The organism is Embleya sp. NPDC056575 (genome assembly GCF_042793325.1).
Taxonomy (GTDB): Bacteria; Actinomycetota; Actinomycetes; order Streptomycetales; family Streptomycetaceae; genus Embleya.
This window is the reverse complement of sequence record NZ_JBHTVA010000083.1, coordinates 26,903-43,757: the sequence shown is the minus strand read 5'-3', so window position 1 is coordinate 43,757 and position 16,855 is coordinate 26,903. Positions and strand designations below refer to the sequence as shown.

Here is a 16,855-nt window from a genome sequence, read left to right as displayed (position 1 = left end):
GTGTGCCCGCGCCGTAGCCCGGGCACACCCCGCCGTCGCGTTGTCCGGTCGGATCAGACCTCGATCGCCCGGATCACACCTTCACCGTGTCCAGATCCGGATCCCGGTCCGACCGCCGAGGCGCATTCGCGTCCACCGGCGCCGTGTTCGCGTCGTCGTCGCCGAGGTACTTCCGCAGCCCCTCGCCCTCGACGTCCACGTTCGGGATCAGCCGGTTCAGCCAACCCGGCAGCCACCAGGCGGACTTGCCGAGCAGGGCCAGGACGGCGGGGACGATGGTCATGCGGACCACGAAGGCGTCGAACAGCACCGCCGAGGCGAGCCCGAAGCCGATCATCTTGACCATCGAGTCGGGCGCCCCGATGAAGCCGGCGAACACCCCGATCATGATCAGCGCGGCAGCGGTGACCACCCGGGCCCCGTGGCGGAACCCGCTGACCACGGCCTGCCGGGGGCTTTCGCCGTGGACGTACGCCTCACGCATCCCCGTGACCAGGAACACCTCGTAGTCCATTGCCAGGCCGAACACGATGCCCACCAGGAAGATCGGCATCATGCTCATGATCGGCCCGGTCTGGTCGACCCCGATCAGGCCGCCGAGCCAGCCCCACTGGAACACCGCGACGACCGCGCCGAGCGAGGCCACCACCGAGAGCAGGAAGCCGCCGGCCGCCTTGATCGGCACCAGGACCGACCGGAACACCGCCATCAGCAGCAGGATCGCCAGGCCGACCACCAGGGCCAGGTACGGCAGCAGCGCGTCGTTCAGGCGCTGGGAGAAGTCGATGTTCAGCGCCGGTCCGCCGCCGACCAGGGTGTCCGCCCCGGTCCTGGCCTTGGTCTGATCCGCCGTGTCGCGGATCGCGTGCACCAGGTCCTTGGTGGCCTCGCTGCTCGGCTTGGAGTTCGGCGTGACCTCGATGATGGCGGTGTTGCCCGCCTTGTCGAACGTGGCCTCGCCGACCGACGCGATGCCCTTGACCCGGCCGAGCGCCTGGGTGACCTCGGCCGCGGCGGCCTTGCCGTTGTTGCTCTTCGCGGCGTCCACCACGACCAGCAGCGGTCCGTTGAAGCCGGGGCCGAAGCTCTCGGTCAGCAGGTCGTAGCCGCGGCGCTGGGTGGTGTCGGTCGACTTGACGCCGTCGTCCGGCAGGCCGAGCTGCATGCTCCCGACGGGAATCGCGAGGGTGCCCAGGCCGAGTACGGCGATCACGAGCACCCGGATCGGGTGGCGCAGCACGAACCGGGCCCAGCGGGTACCCATGTTCGGCTTCTCCGAGGCCCGTCGGTGCACGCTGCCGCCCTCGGCGGCCTCGGCGGCGAGCAGTTCGGCCTTCCTGCGGGCCTTGCGGCCGAAGATGCGCTTGCCCGCGAAGCCCAGGATGGCGGGGACGAAGGTGAGCGCGACCAGTACGGCCACCGCCACCGTTCCGGCCGCGGCCAGGCCCATCTCGGTCAGCATCGGGATGTTGACCACCGCGAGGCCGGCCAGCGCGACGATCACGGTGAGGCCGGCGAAGACCACCGCGGAGCCGGCGGTGCCGACCGCCCGGCCGGCGGCGTCCTCCGGGTCGTGGCCCTTGGTGAGTTCGTTGCGGTAGCGCGAGACCACGAACAGCGCGTAGTCGATGCCCACGGCCAGGCCGAGCATCATGGCCAGGGTCGATGTGGTGGGGGAGAGGTCGAACACGCCGGCCAGGGCGGTGATGGAGCCGACGCCGACCGCGACGCCGAGCAGCGCGGTGAGGATCGGCAGACCCGCGGCGACCAGGCCGCCGAAGGTGATCACGAGTACGACGGCCGCGATCGCGATGCCGACGATCTCGCCGTTGCCCGGACCGGAGTCGTCCTGCAGCGCGTCGCCGCCGACCTCCACGGTCAGGCCCGCGTCGCGGCCCTTCTGCGCGGCGTGCTTCAGGTTGTCGCGGGTGGCGTCCTTCAGCGTGTCGCCGGAGACCTGGTAGGACACCGCGGCGTAGGCCGTGGTGCGGTCCTTGCTCACCGTGCCCGCCGTGTACGGGTCGTCGGCGGCGGCCACCTGGTCGCTGCCCTTGAGCGCGCCGACGACCTGCTCGACGGCCGCCTTGTTCTTGGCGGAGTCGATCTGCTGGCCGGCGGGGGCGCGGAAGACGATCCGCGCGCTCGCGCCGTCGGCTGCCGCCTCGGGCATGCGCTCGCCGAGCAGGTCGACGGCCTTTTGCGCCTCGATGCCGGGCACGGTGAACGGCTTGGCGGCGGGTGCGGACGCGTTGGCGGCGCCGAACCCGACGAGGGCGATGATCGCCACCCAGAGCAGGACGACCAGGCGCCGTCGCCGGAAGGCGCCGCGGCCGAGTCGATACAGGAAAGTGGCCATGAAAGGGGTCTCCAGGCTCATGCGAGTCGGGACTGAACGGGGCGGGACGTGTGGCATCGACCCGGACGACACGTGTCGAAACCGCCGGGTTGGATACGCGTGACGAAAAGGAGAGACAGAGAAATAGAGACAGGGGCAGGTGAGGGCGTGCGCGAGCAGGTCGCGGCCCCGTCCGGCCGAGCATTTCTACTAGCCGGACAGTAGAAAGTATTCACCGCGATCAACCCCGCGGACGTCCTTCGGAGGTTCTGGCCGCGCGTACTACGTGGGGCGTAGTTTTTACTGGCCGTACAGTAGAAATAGTCTTCGAGGCAGGTCTTGGAACCAGATCTCGGTGGTAGGTCTCGGAAGCGGGACCCGGTACCCGGAAGCGGGACCCGGGAGCGGGACCCGGGAGCGGGACCCGGGAGCGGGACCCGGGAGCGGGACCCGGGAGCGGGACCCGGAGGCAGGGCCCGGGAGCAGGACTCGGAAAGCAGGTGCCGTGCGGGGACGCGAAGGCGTTCACCGCCACCCGGGAAGGATGCGCGCGTGACCGGTCAACGAGGCGACACCCGGCGCCGTGTCCGAGATGCCGCACTGACGCTGTTCGCCGAGCGGACCTACGGCGCGACCCGGCTCCAGGACATCGCCGACGCGATGGGCGTGACCAAGGCCGCCCTCTACTACTACTTCCACACCAAGGAAGAGATCCTCGCCGACCTGGTCGAGCCGGCCGTCGAGGAGTTGGAGGCGATCCTCGACCGGGCCGAGGGGCACGGCTTCTCGCCCGCCGCGACCCGTGATCTGCTCGTCGCGATGGGCGAGTTGTACGCGCGGGATCGTCGCCTGCTCACGGTGCTGATGTTCGACCGTACGTTCCGGGCCCAGCCGGTGTTGGGCACGCGGGTGCTGGCTTGCCGGCGGCGTACCCAGCGGGCGTTGAACCGGAGCGACGCCGAGGACACGATGGTCGGCGAGGTACGGGCGCTGGCCGCGCTGGCGGCCCTCACCGTTCCGCTGGCCGCGTTGGAGGGGTACGAGGACCTGCGGCCGCTGGTCGGGCCGTCCGTCGCGGCCGCCTGCGCCGTGTTGGGGATCCGGCCGCCGCGCGCCCGGGCGGGGGCGGCGGCCGTCGGCTCGACGGTTTCACGGTAGCCGGGCGCCGGATCGACGCGGGGCGGCTGCGACCGGGCGGGCCGTGTCCGCTCCGGTCCGTGCGGTTCCGTTCCGTTCCGCTCGGGTCTGCTCGGGTCTGCTCGGTTTTGCCGGTCCTCGGCCTCGGCGTAATACCGGTGGCCGATTCCGGTTCGCGCAATAAAGTTCGGCGTCATGGACGTGACGCCGCTTTCCGTGTCGGCCTTCGTGGTCGCCGCCGTCGCGGTCATGCGGCTCGCGGCGTTGGCCGACGCGAACCTGAAGGCGCGGGAGGCGCGGCGGTCGTGGGCCCTGCTCGGGTACGACCACCGGGCCGCCGGTTGGGACCCGTGCCTCGTGTACTGGGATCCGCTGCCGATGGCCCACCAGGCGCTCGACGCGCCCGACGCCGTCGGCGACCGCACCGGCAATGGCCGCTGGGCCGACCGGAGTTGGCTGAGTGTCCCGGGCCCGTTCTTCATCGGGGGCGGTGTGGGCCCGGACGCCCGGATGGCCGCCGCCCATCTCCTGGCCGACGACGGGGGGCGGGCCTTCGTCCACCGCCAACCCCGCACGCCGTGCGAGGTATACGACTTCCTCGGCGTGGCCGCCACCGGGCCGGCGGGCGGTTGCGGGTGGGACGGGGACGAGTACTGGACCCCGGCGGCGGTGCGCGCCTGGTGGGCCGACCGGGATCGGGTTCGCGCCTGGATCGACGCGCGGCTCGCCGATCCCGATCCGGCGCACTACGACCCCGCGACGCTGCGGGCCTTCGCGGCCCATCTCGACCACGGCCTCGAGGACTATCTCCGCGGGTACCTGTTCTGGCTGATCACGGGCCGGCAGCCGACCCGGCACGATCCGCTGCCACCCCTGTGAGGCGCGGGCTCACGCGACGTACGGCCCCGGTTGGATGTCGTTCGGATCCCGGAACGCGGGCGACGCCATCCGGCGTGTCGACGGCCACCGCTCACCCCGACGACACCCTCCCAGCCATCCGCGGCATCGCCGGTGGTGCCGACGACGCCGTGGTGGGGAAGGGTGCCGGGTATGGAGCGTTCCGAGCTTGCGACGGTGCCGCCGTGGCGACGCACCGGCATTCGACACTTTCCGCATGCCGCCATGGTGCGGGGGGTGTGGTGGGTGTTGCGCCTCAATGTCTTTCCGGATCATCCGATGTTCACGCTGTTCGTCGACGGTGCGCGGCGTTTCGACTTCGACGACTCCCCGCCGTACTGGGACCTTTGGGCCGAACCGACGGTTCCGCCGCTGCCGGCCGAGGCCGTCGAGGCGGCGTTGGCGCCCGTGCGGGACTTGGTGGCGTACGGCAGCGAGGTGGGGCGTGCGTGTGACAACGACTTCTGCTGCGGATGAGGCCCGGACGTCCGGCGTCCGGCCGAACCGATGGCGCGGTGGCCCGGTCGTCCGTTGATTCGGCGCGTGGGCGCGGGAGTTCAGACCACCCGTACGTCCACGCCCAGGTCGCGTAGCCGCTCGACCGCCTCGGTCGGGGCGTCCGCGTCGGTGATCACCATGTCGAGGTCGGTCACCGGACAGACGTGACCGAGGCCGGTACGGCCGAACTTGGCCCCGGCGCAGACCGCGACGATCCGCTGCGCCGAGGCGATCATCGCCTGTTTGACCGGGATTTCGTCCAGATCGTGGGCGGTCAGCCCGTGCTCGACGGAGATGCCGCAGACGCCGAGGACGGCGGTGTCCACTCGCAGTGTGCGCAGCGAGTTCTCGGTGAGGGGGCCGCTCAGGCTGAGCGCGCCGGGTGTGCTTCGGCCGCCCGGGACGAGCAGCTGTACGTCGGGCGCGTCGCCGAGGACCCGGGCCGCGTGCAGGTCGAGCGGGACGACGGTGACCCGGCGGCGGGCCAGGACGCGGGCGATGGCCAGGCCCGTGGTGCCGCTGTCCAGGATCAGTGATTCGCCGTCGGTGACGAGCGAGTCCAGTTCGGCGGCGATGCGGCGTTTGCTCTCGGTCGCCTCGTGCTCCCGGACACCGAACGGCGGTACCTCGCCGCGCAACATCAGGCTCACCGCGCCGCCCCGCACCCGCCGCAGCACACCGCGCTCGGCGAGTTGGTCGAGGTCGCGGCGGATGGTCATCTCGGAGCAGCCGGTCTCCTCGGCCAGCTCCGCGACCGTGACGCGCTCCGTCGTACGCATCCGTTCAATGAGCGTTTGTTGACGTTCCGCACTTTCCATGCGTTCAATCAAACGTATCCGATGTTCGAAAGTCAACGGAGGGAGCGCCCATGGGTATCCGATGGATCGTCTTCGACTTCGGCGGGGTCATCTGTTTCCCGCCCTCCGACGCGGCGAGCGAGGCCCTGGCCGCAGTCGTCGGGGTGCCGGCGGCGCAGATGTGGCCGGCGTACTGGCCGGATCGCATCGACTACGACGCGGGCACGCTGGATGCCGCCGGGTTCTGGCACGGGGTGTGCGCCCGGTTGGGCCGTGCGACGCCGGACGCGGCCCGGCTCGACCGGCTCGTGGCCGCCGACCTCGCGGTCTGGATGGACATGAACCAGGACACCCTCGACCTGTTGGCCGAGCTGGCCGAATCTGCGGGCGAGGCCGATCCCGGTCTCGCGCTGCTCTCGAACGCCCCGATCGAAATGGCCCGGCACCTCGAGGAGCAGGACTGGTCACGGCTGTTCCGGCACCGGGTGTTCAGCGCGGACCTGAATCTGGCCAAGCCCGACGCGCGCATCTATCTCCACCTGTGCGAACGGCTCGACGCGCGCCCCGACCAGTTGTTGTTCATCGACGACCGACCGGAGAACCTGACGGCGGCCCGGGCCCTGGGCATCGAGTCCCTCCACTACACGGACACTCCGACGCTGCGCGCCGACCTCGCCCGGATCGGGATCACCGCTGCCGCTTCGCCGCACCTGTAGCGTCCCCGAGCCCGCCGGGGCGGGGTCGCCGGACCCGGTGCGCTTCGGAGAGCGGGCGCACCGGGGCCCGGCGTGGGCGGGGTCGGCTACAGGCGGGGGTCACGCCTGCTTGGCTTCGATTTCCAGGACGATGGTGATCTTGTCGCCGACGGCCGCGCCCGCCGCACCGCCGGTGACGCCGAAGTCGCTGCGGCTGATCTCGGTGGTGGCGGTGAAGCCGGCGACCGGGCTGCCGTCGAAACCGGTGCCGAAGCCGTTCAGTTCGAGTTCGAGGGTGACCGGCTTGGTCACGCCGCGCAGCGTCAGGTCGCCGTCGACCTGGTAGACGAGCGCGGACTCGGCACGCAGACCGGTGGAGGTGAAGGTCAGCGTCGGGAACCCGTCCGTGTCGAGGAAGTCCTCGTTGCGGATGTGGTCGTCGCGCATCTTGTTGTTGCTGTTGACCGACGCGGTCTCGATGGAGGCGGTGACCGAGGACTCCAGCGGGTTCTCGGCGGTGACGATCGAGCCCTCGAAGGTGTCGAAGCGCCCGCGGACCTTGGCGACACCGAGGTGACGTACCGAGAACGAGACGTCCGAGTGCACCGGGTCGATGGTCCAGTTGCCCGCGATGTAGCCGGGGATGGTCTCGACGGAGGTGGTCATGGGAACTCCTTGAAAAGTGTCGCGGTGGGGTGGACCGGCCCGCCGCGATGTTCCGCGCCGGGTTTGTTGAACGCTCAGCAACATAGCACCCATAAGTTGAGGATTCAACAAGTCTTATGCTGTTCCCATGAACGACGACGATCGGCTGACCACCTCCGAGCGCGAGATCTGGCGCTCGTACTTCACCGGGACCAGGGAACTCGCCGCCCATCTGGACCGGCGGATGCGCCGCGAGGCGGGCATGCCGATGACGTACTTCGAGATCCTGGGCCTGCTCGCCGAATCGCCGGATCATCGAATGCGGATGAGCGAACTGGCCGCCGCGTCGTTGTCGTCCAGTAGCCGGCTGTCACACGCCGTGACCGCCATGGAGAAGTCCGGATGGGTCTCCCGGGGCCCCGCCGAGGGGGATCGGCGGGGCTGGGTCGCGCATCTGACCGACTCCGGCCTGGCCGCCCTGGCGGAGGCCGAGCCGACCCACGCGGCCACCGTGCGGGAACACGTCTTCGACACGTTGACGCCGAGCCAGGTGGCCTCCATGGCCGAGATCGGCCGGACCATCCGAGACGGCCTGAGCGGGGTCTGCGCGAGCGCCCGGGCGGAGGCGGCGGGGGTGGACGGGCCCGAAGCCGAGGTCGGGTCCGGGGGCGGAGCGGGCGCCGACGCCGGGGTCGATGTCGGCGTCGGTGTCGGTGTCGAGATGGAGGAGATCGACACCGGGATGGATTGTCCGCTCGACGGCGCGGAGTAGGCCGGGACGGGCGGGGGAGGCGGGCGTCGCGGCCCGCCGACCCCTAACCGTGCGCCCGCATGCCGATCACGACCGTGGCGTACAACTCCTCGGACTCGACCACCCGCGTACGCAGGCCGGCGGCGCGGAACACCTCGACCGTCAGCGCCGTCTGCCGCTCGCTGGTCTCGACCAGCAGCCCGCCGCCGGGGGCGAGCCAATCCGGCGCCGCCGCGGCGACCCGACGTTGCACGTCCAGGCCGTCCGAGCCGCCGTCCAGCGCGACCCGGGGCTCGTGGATCCGGGCCTCCGAGGGCAGCAGTTGGATGTCCTCGGTGGGCACGTACGGGGTGTTGGCGATCAGGACGTCGATCCGGCCGCGCAACGACGCGGGCAACGGTTCGTACAGGTCGCCCTCGTACACCCGATCGGCCGCGATGTTGCGCCGCGCGCACCGCACCGCGGCCGGGTCGATGTCGGCGGCGTACACCTCGACGCCGGCCACCTCGGCCGACACGGCCGCGCCCAACGCGCCCGAGCCGCAGCACAGGTCGACCACGACCGCGCCCGGACGGGCCAGCGCGACGGCCTGTTCGACCAGGAACCCGGTACGCCTGCGCGGGACGAAGACGCCCGGGTCGACGGCGATCCGCAGGTCGCGGAACTCGGCCCAGCCGAGCACGTGTTCCAGCGGGAGGCCGGCGACCCGGCGATCGACCATGGCGGCGAGTTCGGCCGGATCGCCGGCGGTGGAGACGAGCAGCCGAGCCTCGTCCTCGGCGAATACACAACCGGCGGCACGAAGCGTGGCAACGATGGGCGCCATCGAGGAAACCGAGGACATCGGGAACGGTGCGGCGGAGGAATCCGACATGAGAGCCTTGGAGCCTTTCGGGATGCCGAAGGGTGCTCTCGCGGGCTCACCTATGCCAGGAGGCCGCTCGGTCGTGGAAGGAGAGCACCCGACCTGAAACAGCGGTAATGGGTCCCACCTCCTCGACGTCGAGTGCGATCCGCGCCCCGGACCGGGCGCGGCGGCAACATTACCCGACGGAGGTCGGCACGTACGCCGGGGTTCCGTCGCGTACGCCGGAGGCACGGGCGCCGGCGGCGCCGAAACGCCCGGCCCACCAGCGCGCAGCCGGCGTGGTCGCGGACCGGACCGGCACGGCGATGGTCACCAGCGTCGACTCACCCGACGACACCGACGTGGACGTCGTCGGCGAAACCCCGCCCCCTCTACGGGAGTTGCTGCCTGCGGGCGTACACCGCGTCGGCCCGCCCGGTCGTCGCGTCCTCCGGATCGGGCCGCCGCCGGATCGCCGGATCGCCCGTCGGCATGCCGTCGTAGCCATGAGAGAGGATCACGGCGGCTATCGAACGCCGCGGCGGCGACCACCCGCCGATGCCCCACCATCAAAAGGAAGAGGCATGTTTCTCGAATCGCCCGCAGCAAACTGGCATGCGGTGCCGGTCGAGGAGGCGCTGGAGCACCCACCGGCCCCGCAGTCGATGCCGCAACGTCACCAAATCCAGCCTGTCCGGCGCTTGAGGACGCCAAGCCGTACCGGGCTCACCACACGCGCGGGACGCGCGGACCACGCCGACCCCTACGGCCACCGATGCCCCGCCGCTCCGCCGTCCCAACCCCGCCGCCGGCCCCGGACATCCAACAGGTCCTCCACGAACTCCGGCACCCGCAGGCCACCCTCGGCGTCCCGCGCGCTCCGCGCACCACCCGCCCCCCGCCGACCATCGATCGACCTGACGTTCTCCCACGCCCAGGCCTCCGTCCCCGCCATGCGATGGTGCATCGCCGAAACGCAGCGCCGCAGCACCAGATCGGTAGCCGGATCCGCCAACGCCGCCGCGCCCCCGCCGCCCCCCTGCAACTCCCGGCGCGCGCTCAGGAAGTCGGCCACCCGATCCTGGATCCGCGCGGCCACCGCCGACTCCGCGTGCGCGCGACCCACATGCTCCGTGTACGCCAACACACCCACCAGGTCGGTGGCCACATCATCTCCGAAATCCGCCCCGCGCCCCGTCCCGGAACCCGCGCTGTCCCGCGACGCGTAGTAGTCGCTCGTCCAAGTCACCACGTCCGCCTGGGCGTTCCGCACATCGTCATATGCCGCGCCGTCCCGAATCACCACCGGCAGTTCGCCGCCCGCCATGTACTCGTCCAGCAGCAGACACGGGAACTGCCCACAGGCGAACCGCCGATGCCGCACATACGCCTCGACCCCACCGGCGTGATCGCGCCCCGCCGTGCGCGGCCCGCCCGGCGGACGCGGCAACACGTGTCGCAGCGTCTCCAGACCCTCGACCACGAACCGCTCGCGCCAGTTCGCACTCATGGCCGGATACACCCGCCCCAGGACGTCCGCGAGAGCCCGCGCCATCGGCCCGGCCGCGGGATCGGCGCGGCCCGTGCGGTACACCGGCTCGACCTGGGCCGTCAGGTGCTCCAGGCCGGTTGCGGTGCGTTCGTCCGGTTCGGCGTAGCGGTCGTGCGTGAGAAACTGCCAGGTGATGAACTGCGCGTACAGCACCAGTCGGTCGGGCTCGGCGTCGGGGTGCGTATAGGCCGCGAGGTCCCCGAGCCGCGCGCCGACCAGCCGTTTCTTTGCGTCGGTGTGGTCGAGCAGGTCGTGGCGTCGGGCCCAGTCGAGCAGCCGGCGTTCCGCCTCGGGTGCGTGCGGATTGCGGTCGAGGGCGAACGGCAGCGGTATTCGCGGGGGATGTGCCTCGACCATGGGGACTCCATTCGTCGTCGAAGGGTGGTGCGGCTCCGGCGGTTCCGCGCGCTGCGAACCTTCCCGGCCACCACCGGCTCCCGAACGCGACGATGCCGGCGTCCGGGGCTTCGCACACCGATATCGTCCTATTCGCCTCACGGTGTTCGTCGATCTGCTATGGATCGCCCGAATCACCGTCGCCGGAACGGGTATTGACGCGAACGCCGGCATCCTCGTCGGTCAGGACGGGAGCAACGCCCCTACCAGTTCCGCGAATTCCTCCGGCGTCAGGATCCGCACGCCCAGTTGCTCCGCCTTGGCCCGCTTGGATCCGGCCTTGTCCCCGGCGACCACGAGCGCCGTCTTCGAGGACACCCCGGACGAGGCGGTGCCACCGGCGCGTTCGATCAACTCGTTCATCTCGTTGCGCGACAGCGCCGCGAGCGCACCCGTCATCGCCCCGGTCACCACGACGGCCATACCCGCAAGCGGCCCGGCTCCTCCCGCGTCGCCCGGCTCCGAGCCCGCCTCGCCATCCACATCCGAAACCACACCCGGTACCACACCCACACCCGGCACCACCCCGGGCTCGCTCATGTTCACCCCGGCGGCCACCAACTTGTCGATCACATCCCCGAGTTCGGCCAGTTCGGCGACGATCACCGCCGCCTTGCCGGGCCCGATCCCCTCGACCCGCGCCATCGCCTCCACGTCGGCCGCGCGGATCGCGTCCATCGTGGCGAAGTGGCGGGCGATCCGCCGGGACATCGAGCGCCCGGTCAACCGCACCCCCAGCGCGCACAACACCCGGTTCAGCGGCTTGGTCCGGGCCGCCTCGATACCCGCCATCAGCCGGTCGGCGATCTTGTCGATCCGATCCAGGGCGAGGAACTGTTCGCGGGTGAGGGTGAACAGGTCGGCCACGTCGGCGACCGCGCCGGATTCGATCAGTTGCGTGACGATCCGGCCGCCGATGCCCTCGATGTCGAGCTGGTCGCGGCCCACCGCGTACAGGATCCCGGCGTGCAGCCCGCACGCGCGGCCCTGGGCGCACCGCCACCGCTGCTGCGAGGTGTCCACCTCGCCACCGCACTTGGGACACGCGGTGGGGAACTCGATCGGCGTCTCGGCACCGGTGCGCGCGTGCACCAAAGGGGCCTCCACGCGCGGGATGATGTCGCCCGCCTTGTACACGCTGACCGTGTCGCCGATCATCAGCCCGCGCCGCTCGATGTCGGCCGGGTTGTGCAGGGTCGCGAAGCCGACGACGCTGCCGTCGATCTCGATCGGGTCCAGGATCGCGCGCGGCGCGATCACCCCGGTGCGGCCGACCGCCCAGTCGACCCCGACGAGTCGGGTGATCTTGTGCACGGCGGCCAGCTTGTACGCGATCGCCCAGCGCGGTGCGCGGGTGCCGCTGCCGGCCTCGGCCTGGTCGGCGGCGGCGTCGGCCTTGATCACCACGCCGTCGATCCCGAACGGCAACTCGGCGCGCAGCGAAGCGATTTCGTCCACCACCGCCTGGACCTCGGCGATCGTGGCGCACACCCGAAGCCGCGCCGCGGTACGCCCGGTGGTGAGCACGCCCAGCGCCTCCACCCGGGCCATCACCGCCGAGTGGTCGGCGGTGCGCAACTCGGCCGCGAACGGGCTCTCGTCGTCGGGCAGCGCCAGGGCCACGTAGCCGAAGAAGGTCATCGGGATCACGTACAGCCGATCCTTGGCCCGCAGCGTGCCGGCCGCGCCGCCGCGCGGATTGGCGAACACGCTCGCGCCGTACTCCCGGCGGATCTCGTTGGCGGCCTCGAACTGCTCGGCGGTGAGCAGGACTTCGCCGCGCACCTCGATCGAGACCGGCTCGGCCAAACGCTCGGGCAGACCGACGATGGTGCCGATGGCGTGCGAGACGTCCTCCCCGGCGACGCCGTCGCCGCGGGTGATCAGCCGGTCGAGCCGGCCCTCGCGGTAGCGCGCCGCGACCGCCAGGCCGTCCATCTTCGGTTCGACCGTCAGCGCCGCCGGCGCCCGGCCCAGCCGGCGCTCCAACGACGCGGCCCACGCGGTCAGCCCCGCCGGGTCGAACACGTTGTCCAGGCTCAGCATCGGCACCGTGTGCGGCACCTCCCCGCCGGGCAGCGCGCCGGCGGCGACCTTGCCCACCGGCGACTCGGCGACCGCGTGCTCGGGGTGCGCCCGCTCGTACGCCTCGATCCCGCGCAGCAGCCGGTCGTAGGTGTCGTCGTCGACGGTGGACTCGGCGCCGCCGTAGTAGGCCCGCGCGGCGTCGGCGACGGCCGCGACGGCCCGGGTGTACGCGTCGAAGTCGGCGAGAACGGCGGCCGGCGCCGGGGAGTCGATCATGCGTACATGCTCTCGAACAGCACCGACATCACCCCACGGGCACCTCCGCCGCCCCCGGGCCCGCCCGCAGGCCCGCCGTCAGGCTCAGCGTCACCGTGATCGACGTCCCCGCCATCACCACCATCGCGGTGCTCGGCGACGTCACCTGCGCGATCCCGCCCGCGAGCGACGCGCAGACGCCCTGCATCGCCACCATCCCGGACGCGTGCAGCCCCAGCGCCTGACCGCTCAGCTCGTCCGGCGTCATGGCCATCAGCCGCTCCTGGAACAGCAGGCTCGCCGAGTAGCCGACCGACGCGATCGCGACCACGATCAGCGCGAGCGGCAGCGCCGGATCCGTCACGAACAGCAGGTACGGCGCGGCCAGCAGCAACAACATCGGCGGCCCGAGCCGGTGCCGCCACGGCCCCGGCACGAACCGGCCCCCGACCACGTCCCCGGCCAGCATGCCCAGCGCCGCCGCCGCGAACAGCAGGCCCGCGTGGTCGGGTTCGAGCGGGATGAACAACGACTCGCAGCCGACGACCAGCCCATTGGGCACCCACAGCGCGAGGTAGACGTAGCGGCGCGGCTTGACCGACCACAACAGCGCGTTGTTGCGCCACGTCTCGGCCACCGACGGCCGACCGGCCGCGCGCGGCGCCCGAGCCGCCAACCCGCACCGCGACACCACCGCCCCGAGCAGGTACAGCCCGGCCCCCACCAGGAGCGTGCCGCGCGCGGACAGCGCGGTGACCAGCACGGCGCCGAGCGAGAAGCCCAGGATCTGTACCGTCCCGTTGCTCATGTTGAGCACCGACCGGCCGAGCAGATAGCCGTCCCGGGGCAGGATCTCGTTCAGCAGCCCGAAACGCACCCCACCGCCCACCGCGGCCACCGCGCCCTGGCCCAACACGATGGCGAACAGCGCCCACAGCGGCATCCCGGGCAGCGCCAACACGGCCGTGCCCACGGCGAACACCAGCCCCGTCGAGGCCAACGCGGCCCGGGGCGGCAACCGGTCCGCCGCCGACATCAGCGCGGTCGCCCCCACCACCTGCGCGAGCGAGCCGCCGAACATGCCGAGCGCGGCCAGCAGCGGCGAGCCCGTCCGGTCGAAGACCAGGGTGCCCAGGGCCAGTCCGCTCACCGTCATCGCCGCCAGATGCGCGGAGGTGGCGGCGAACAACGGGGTGTACTCCGGTGTGCGGAACAGTTCTCGGTAGGTGCGCATGGCGAGAGCTTCGGGGCATCCGAGCCCGGGGCGTTACTGTTTCGCCGGGAGGCGAAAGCATGGGGTGGTGGCAGGTCGACGCGGATACCCTCGCGGGCAGCCGCTTCACCGTTTCACCCCTGGCCGAGGTCACCGCGACACTGAAGACCCTGGAGCGCGGTACGGCCCGCCACCCCGGCGAGGGCGCCTGGCTGGCCGCGCACCTGCCCGCCTACCGGGCCCGGCTCGCCGCCGACCCGATCACCGCGCTGCTGCTGCGCGTCGGCTACGGCGGCGGTTGGAACGCCGACTTCCTCACGCCCCCGCCGACCCGCGACCCGGAGCCGAGCTTCGACACGGAAGTGGAACGAGTCCGGGCCGCTTCCGCCGCCGACGCCCGGGCGGACCTGGAGGTGTCGATGGGCGGCCCACTGCCACCCGCGCTGCGGCGCGACGACCTCGCCGCCCGCGCCGGCGACATCCTGGACTGGGTCTGGAGCGGGGTGGTCCGCCCCGACTGGCCGCGCCGCCGCCGGATCATCGAGGCCGACATCATCGCCCGCACCGATCGCCTCGGCCGCGGCGGCTGGGCGGCGGCGCTGGACGACCTGCGCCCGGGCATGCGCTGGCTGGGCGCGAGCCGACTGCGGATCAACGCCTACGACTACCCGCCGCGCGATCTCGGCCGGGCGCGGCTGTCGTTCGTCCCGGTCACCCCCGGGCGCGGCTGGGTGGCCTGGGACGAGGCCCGGCACTACGCGGTGGTCTACCCCTGCTCCGGCGTGCTGGCCGACGGCCCCCGACCGGCCGCGGCCGACGCGCTGGCCCGCCTCCTGGGCGCCGGCCGCGCCGGCGTACTGATCCGCCTCGACACGCCCAAGAGCACCAGCCAACTGGTCGCGCTCACCGGACAGGGCCTGGGCTCGGTCGGCCGTCACCTGCGCATCCTGCTGGACGCCCACCTGGTGCTGCGCCGCCGCGCCGGCCGCTCCGTCCTGTACTACCGCTCCCCGACGGGCGAGGCCCTGATCGCCGCCCAGACACCGCGATGAACGGGCGCCGGCCCCGAACCGGGCGAGGCGGCGACCCCCGGCCCGGCGGATGCGCCACCATGGCCCGATGAGGATCGAACCCGTCACCCCGTTGGCGCCGCGCGGGATCCGGCACGTGGTGCTCACCCAGCGCTGGAGCGAACTCACCTTCCTGCACTGGCCCGTGCCGCCCGCCGAGGTCGCCCCGCTGCTCCCCGAGGGCACCCGGCCCGACGTGCTGGACGGGGTGACCTACGTGGGCCTGGTCCCGTTCCGGATGGTCGACGTCGGCCTGCTGCGGCTGCCGCGCGTCCCGTGGCTGGGCACCTTCCCGGAGACCAACGTGCGGCTGTACTCCGTGGACTGCGCCGGCCGTCGCGGCGTCGTCTTCCGCTCCCTGGAGGCAGCCCGCCTGCTGCCGGTACTGACCGCCCGGGCCACGCTGCGCCTGCCCTACCGCTGGGCCCGGATGCGGATCGAGCGCGCCGGCGACCGGGTGCGCTACACCACGCGCCGGCACCGCCTCGAGGGCGCGCCGCACGCGGCGACGGTCGAGGTCCGCGTCGGCGCGCCGGTGACCGAACCCGGGCCGCTGGAACACTTCCTGACGGCGCGTTGGGGCCTGCACACCTCGGTCGCCGGCCGCACCCTCTACCTGCCCAACGCGCATCCGCAGTGGTCGCTGCACCACGCCGAGGTGCTGCACCTCGACGAAAACCTGATCGCCGCCGCCGGCCTCCCGAACATCACCGGCGCCCCGACCAGCGCGCTCTACTCCCCGGGCGTACCCGTACGCTTCGGCCCACCCGTCACGGTCGCCCAAGACACCTGACCGACACCCGCGACCGGGTCGGGTCCGAAGACGCGCGACCGCGAACACCGCCTCGCGCAACACCCCGAAAGCGTGCGAGCGCACGAGCGCGCGGCGAATTGCCCGGTCACGGGCGACCGGTGACCAGTGGCCGCATACGGATCACGGATTGCCGATGTCGGTCTCAGTCCGCTCGACCGACGACGCGGTCGGCTCCCCGACCGCGATTTCGCCTCGGATCCAGCCTCGAGGCCCGACCCGGATCACGGCCGAATCGGTGTCGCCGCCCGGGCGAAGCCCGGCACGCTCCCCAGCGCATCCCCATCATCCCCACCCTTCCCACGCTCCCGGGTCACGCGGTCCCCACCGCGAACCCCACCGCCTACCGGGCCAATCCCTCCCGCAGGCGCTCGATGTCCTCGGCGTCCTTGGCCCGGCGCGGCCGGTGCGGTCGCCAGACCGGGGTCATCAACTTGATCTCGATCTGGGCCTCGGGCGAGATGATCGGACACGACACCCCGGCCAACTTCCCGGGGGGAGTGTCGAGCATCCCGTCCGGCCAGCGGGCGCCCGCCCACGGGCCGCCGGCCACGATCACGTGGCCCTCGGGGTCGCGGGCCAGGAAGGCGAAACCCAATTCCACGTCTCCCGTCGTGTAATCGAGCTGCTGTTCGGCCGGTGCCCGGGCCAACCGCACGAAACCGCGCGCGGCGAACGCGACCGTGAGCGCCGGGGCGTCCTCGGCCCACGCGAACCAGTCGACGTCCACATGCTCCCGGGTGATCCGGCCGAGGTAGAAATCCATCGCCCAACCGCCGCGCAACCAGACCTCGATACCCAATTCCCGGGCCAGGTCCTGGACTTGGACGATCAGTGCGAGCTGTTTGTCGGCATCCGACGGCACAGTCATGGGTTTACCGTAGAGCGCCCGAATCCCGCCTCGGCACCGTCTTGGCCGGCCGTCATC

At 71.9% G+C, this 16,855-nt stretch carries 16 protein-coding genes; 7 read left to right on the top strand and 9 right to left on the bottom strand.

Going from position 1 to position 16,855, the window contains the following annotated elements; all coding sequences use genetic code 11:
• Positions 1-73: 73 nt before the first annotated feature.
• Positions 74-2,356 carry an MMPL family transporter gene (locus ACFRCG_RS41430; RefSeq protein WP_380041337.1) on the bottom strand — a complete coding sequence of 761 codons (2,283 nt, stop codon included), beginning with the start codon at positions 2,354-2,356 and terminating at the stop codon, positions 74-76.
• Positions 2,357-2,887: 531 nt separating this feature from the next.
• On the opposite strand from ACFRCG_RS41430, the gene ACFRCG_RS41425 reads away from it, so the two are divergent.
• From ACFRCG_RS41425 to ACFRCG_RS41415, 3 genes are all read left to right on the top strand, one after another.
• Entirely contained in the window at positions 2,888-3,493 is a 606-nt protein-coding gene (locus tag ACFRCG_RS41425) for a TetR/AcrR family transcriptional regulator (RefSeq protein WP_380041335.1), read from the top strand.
• Between the two features lie 174 nt (positions 3,494-3,667).
• Positions 3,668-4,351 (top strand): ferredoxin, encoded by a 684-nt coding sequence (locus tag ACFRCG_RS41420; RefSeq protein WP_380041333.1) that lies wholly within the window; start codon positions 3,668-3,670, stop codon positions 4,349-4,351.
• 171 nt (positions 4,352-4,522) lie between these two features.
• Complete coding sequence (locus tag ACFRCG_RS41415; RefSeq protein WP_380041331.1) at positions 4,523-4,846, top strand: hypothetical protein; 324 nt, start codon at positions 4,523-4,525, stop codon at positions 4,844-4,846.
• A gap of 80 nt (positions 4,847-4,926) precedes the next feature.
• On the opposite strand, the gene ACFRCG_RS41410 is transcribed toward ACFRCG_RS41415, so the two are convergent.
• Positions 4,927-5,685 carry a DeoR/GlpR family DNA-binding transcription regulator gene (locus ACFRCG_RS41410; RefSeq protein ID WP_380041329.1) on the bottom strand — a complete coding sequence of 253 codons (759 nt, stop codon included), beginning with the start codon at positions 5,683-5,685 and terminating at the stop codon, positions 4,927-4,929.
• Between the two features lie 50 nt (positions 5,686-5,735).
• Here ACFRCG_RS41410 and ACFRCG_RS41405 point away from each other — a divergent pair, with 50 nt between their 5' ends.
• Positions 5,736-6,380, top strand: coding sequence for an HAD family hydrolase (locus ACFRCG_RS41405; RefSeq protein WP_380041327.1), 645 nt, complete (start codon positions 5,736-5,738; stop codon positions 6,378-6,380).
• Between the two features lie 99 nt (positions 6,381-6,479).
• On the opposite strand, the gene ACFRCG_RS41400 is transcribed toward ACFRCG_RS41405, so the two are convergent.
• A complete protein-coding gene (locus tag ACFRCG_RS41400; protein WP_380041325.1) occupies positions 6,480-7,025 on the bottom strand; it encodes a YceI family protein in 546 nt (181 codons plus the stop codon).
• Positions 7,026-7,152: 127 nt separating this feature from the next.
• Between ACFRCG_RS41400 and ACFRCG_RS41395 the strand changes: the two genes are divergently transcribed.
• Positions 7,153-7,776: a MarR family winged helix-turn-helix transcriptional regulator gene (locus ACFRCG_RS41395; protein WP_380041323.1), complete on the top strand. Its 624-nt coding sequence runs from the start codon at positions 7,153-7,155 to the stop codon at positions 7,774-7,776.
• 43 nt (positions 7,777-7,819) lie between these two features.
• Here the strand turns inward: ACFRCG_RS41395 and ACFRCG_RS41390 are convergent, their stop codons facing one another.
• The 5 genes from ACFRCG_RS41390 to ACFRCG_RS41370 form a co-directional block, all read right to left on the bottom strand.
• Positions 7,820-8,581, bottom strand: a complete 762-nt coding sequence (locus ACFRCG_RS41390) for a putative protein N(5)-glutamine methyltransferase (RefSeq protein WP_380041321.1) — start codon at positions 8,579-8,581, stop codon at positions 7,820-7,822.
• Between the two features lie 413 nt (positions 8,582-8,994).
• Positions 8,995-9,123: a hypothetical protein gene (locus ACFRCG_RS41385; RefSeq protein WP_380041319.1), complete on the bottom strand. Its 129-nt coding sequence runs from the start codon at positions 9,121-9,123 to the stop codon at positions 8,995-8,997.
• Between the two features lie 242 nt (positions 9,124-9,365).
• A complete protein-coding gene (locus ACFRCG_RS41380) occupies positions 9,366-10,511 on the bottom strand; it encodes a hypothetical protein (RefSeq protein WP_380041317.1) in 1,146 nt (381 codons plus the stop codon).
• A gap of 222 nt (positions 10,512-10,733) precedes the next feature.
• A complete protein-coding gene (gene ligA / locus ACFRCG_RS41375) occupies positions 10,734-12,854 on the bottom strand; it encodes an NAD-dependent DNA ligase LigA (protein ID WP_380041315.1) in 2,121 nt (706 codons plus the stop codon).
• 28 nt (positions 12,855-12,882) lie between these two features.
• The gene (locus ACFRCG_RS41370) at positions 12,883-14,067 is read right to left on the bottom strand and encodes an MFS transporter (RefSeq protein WP_380041313.1); all 1,185 of its coding nucleotides are present in this window, start codon (positions 14,065-14,067) and stop codon (positions 12,883-12,885) included.
• 59 nt (positions 14,068-14,126) lie between these two features.
• Here ACFRCG_RS41370 and ACFRCG_RS41365 point away from each other — a divergent pair, with 59 nt between their 5' ends.
• A complete protein-coding gene (locus ACFRCG_RS41365; protein ID WP_380041311.1) occupies positions 14,127-15,098 on the top strand; it encodes an ArsR/SmtB family transcription factor in 972 nt (323 codons plus the stop codon).
• Positions 15,099-15,165: 67 nt separating this feature from the next.
• Positions 15,166-15,909, top strand: a complete 744-nt coding sequence (locus tag ACFRCG_RS41360; RefSeq protein WP_380041309.1) for a YqjF family protein — start codon at positions 15,166-15,168, stop codon at positions 15,907-15,909.
• 361 nt (positions 15,910-16,270) lie between these two features.
• Here ACFRCG_RS41360 and ACFRCG_RS41355 read toward each other — a convergent pair whose 3' ends face one another.
• Complete coding sequence (locus ACFRCG_RS41355; protein ID WP_380041307.1) at positions 16,271-16,798, bottom strand: nucleotidyltransferase domain-containing protein; 528 nt, start codon at positions 16,796-16,798, stop codon at positions 16,271-16,273.
• Between the last annotated feature and the right edge of the window lie 57 nt (positions 16,799-16,855).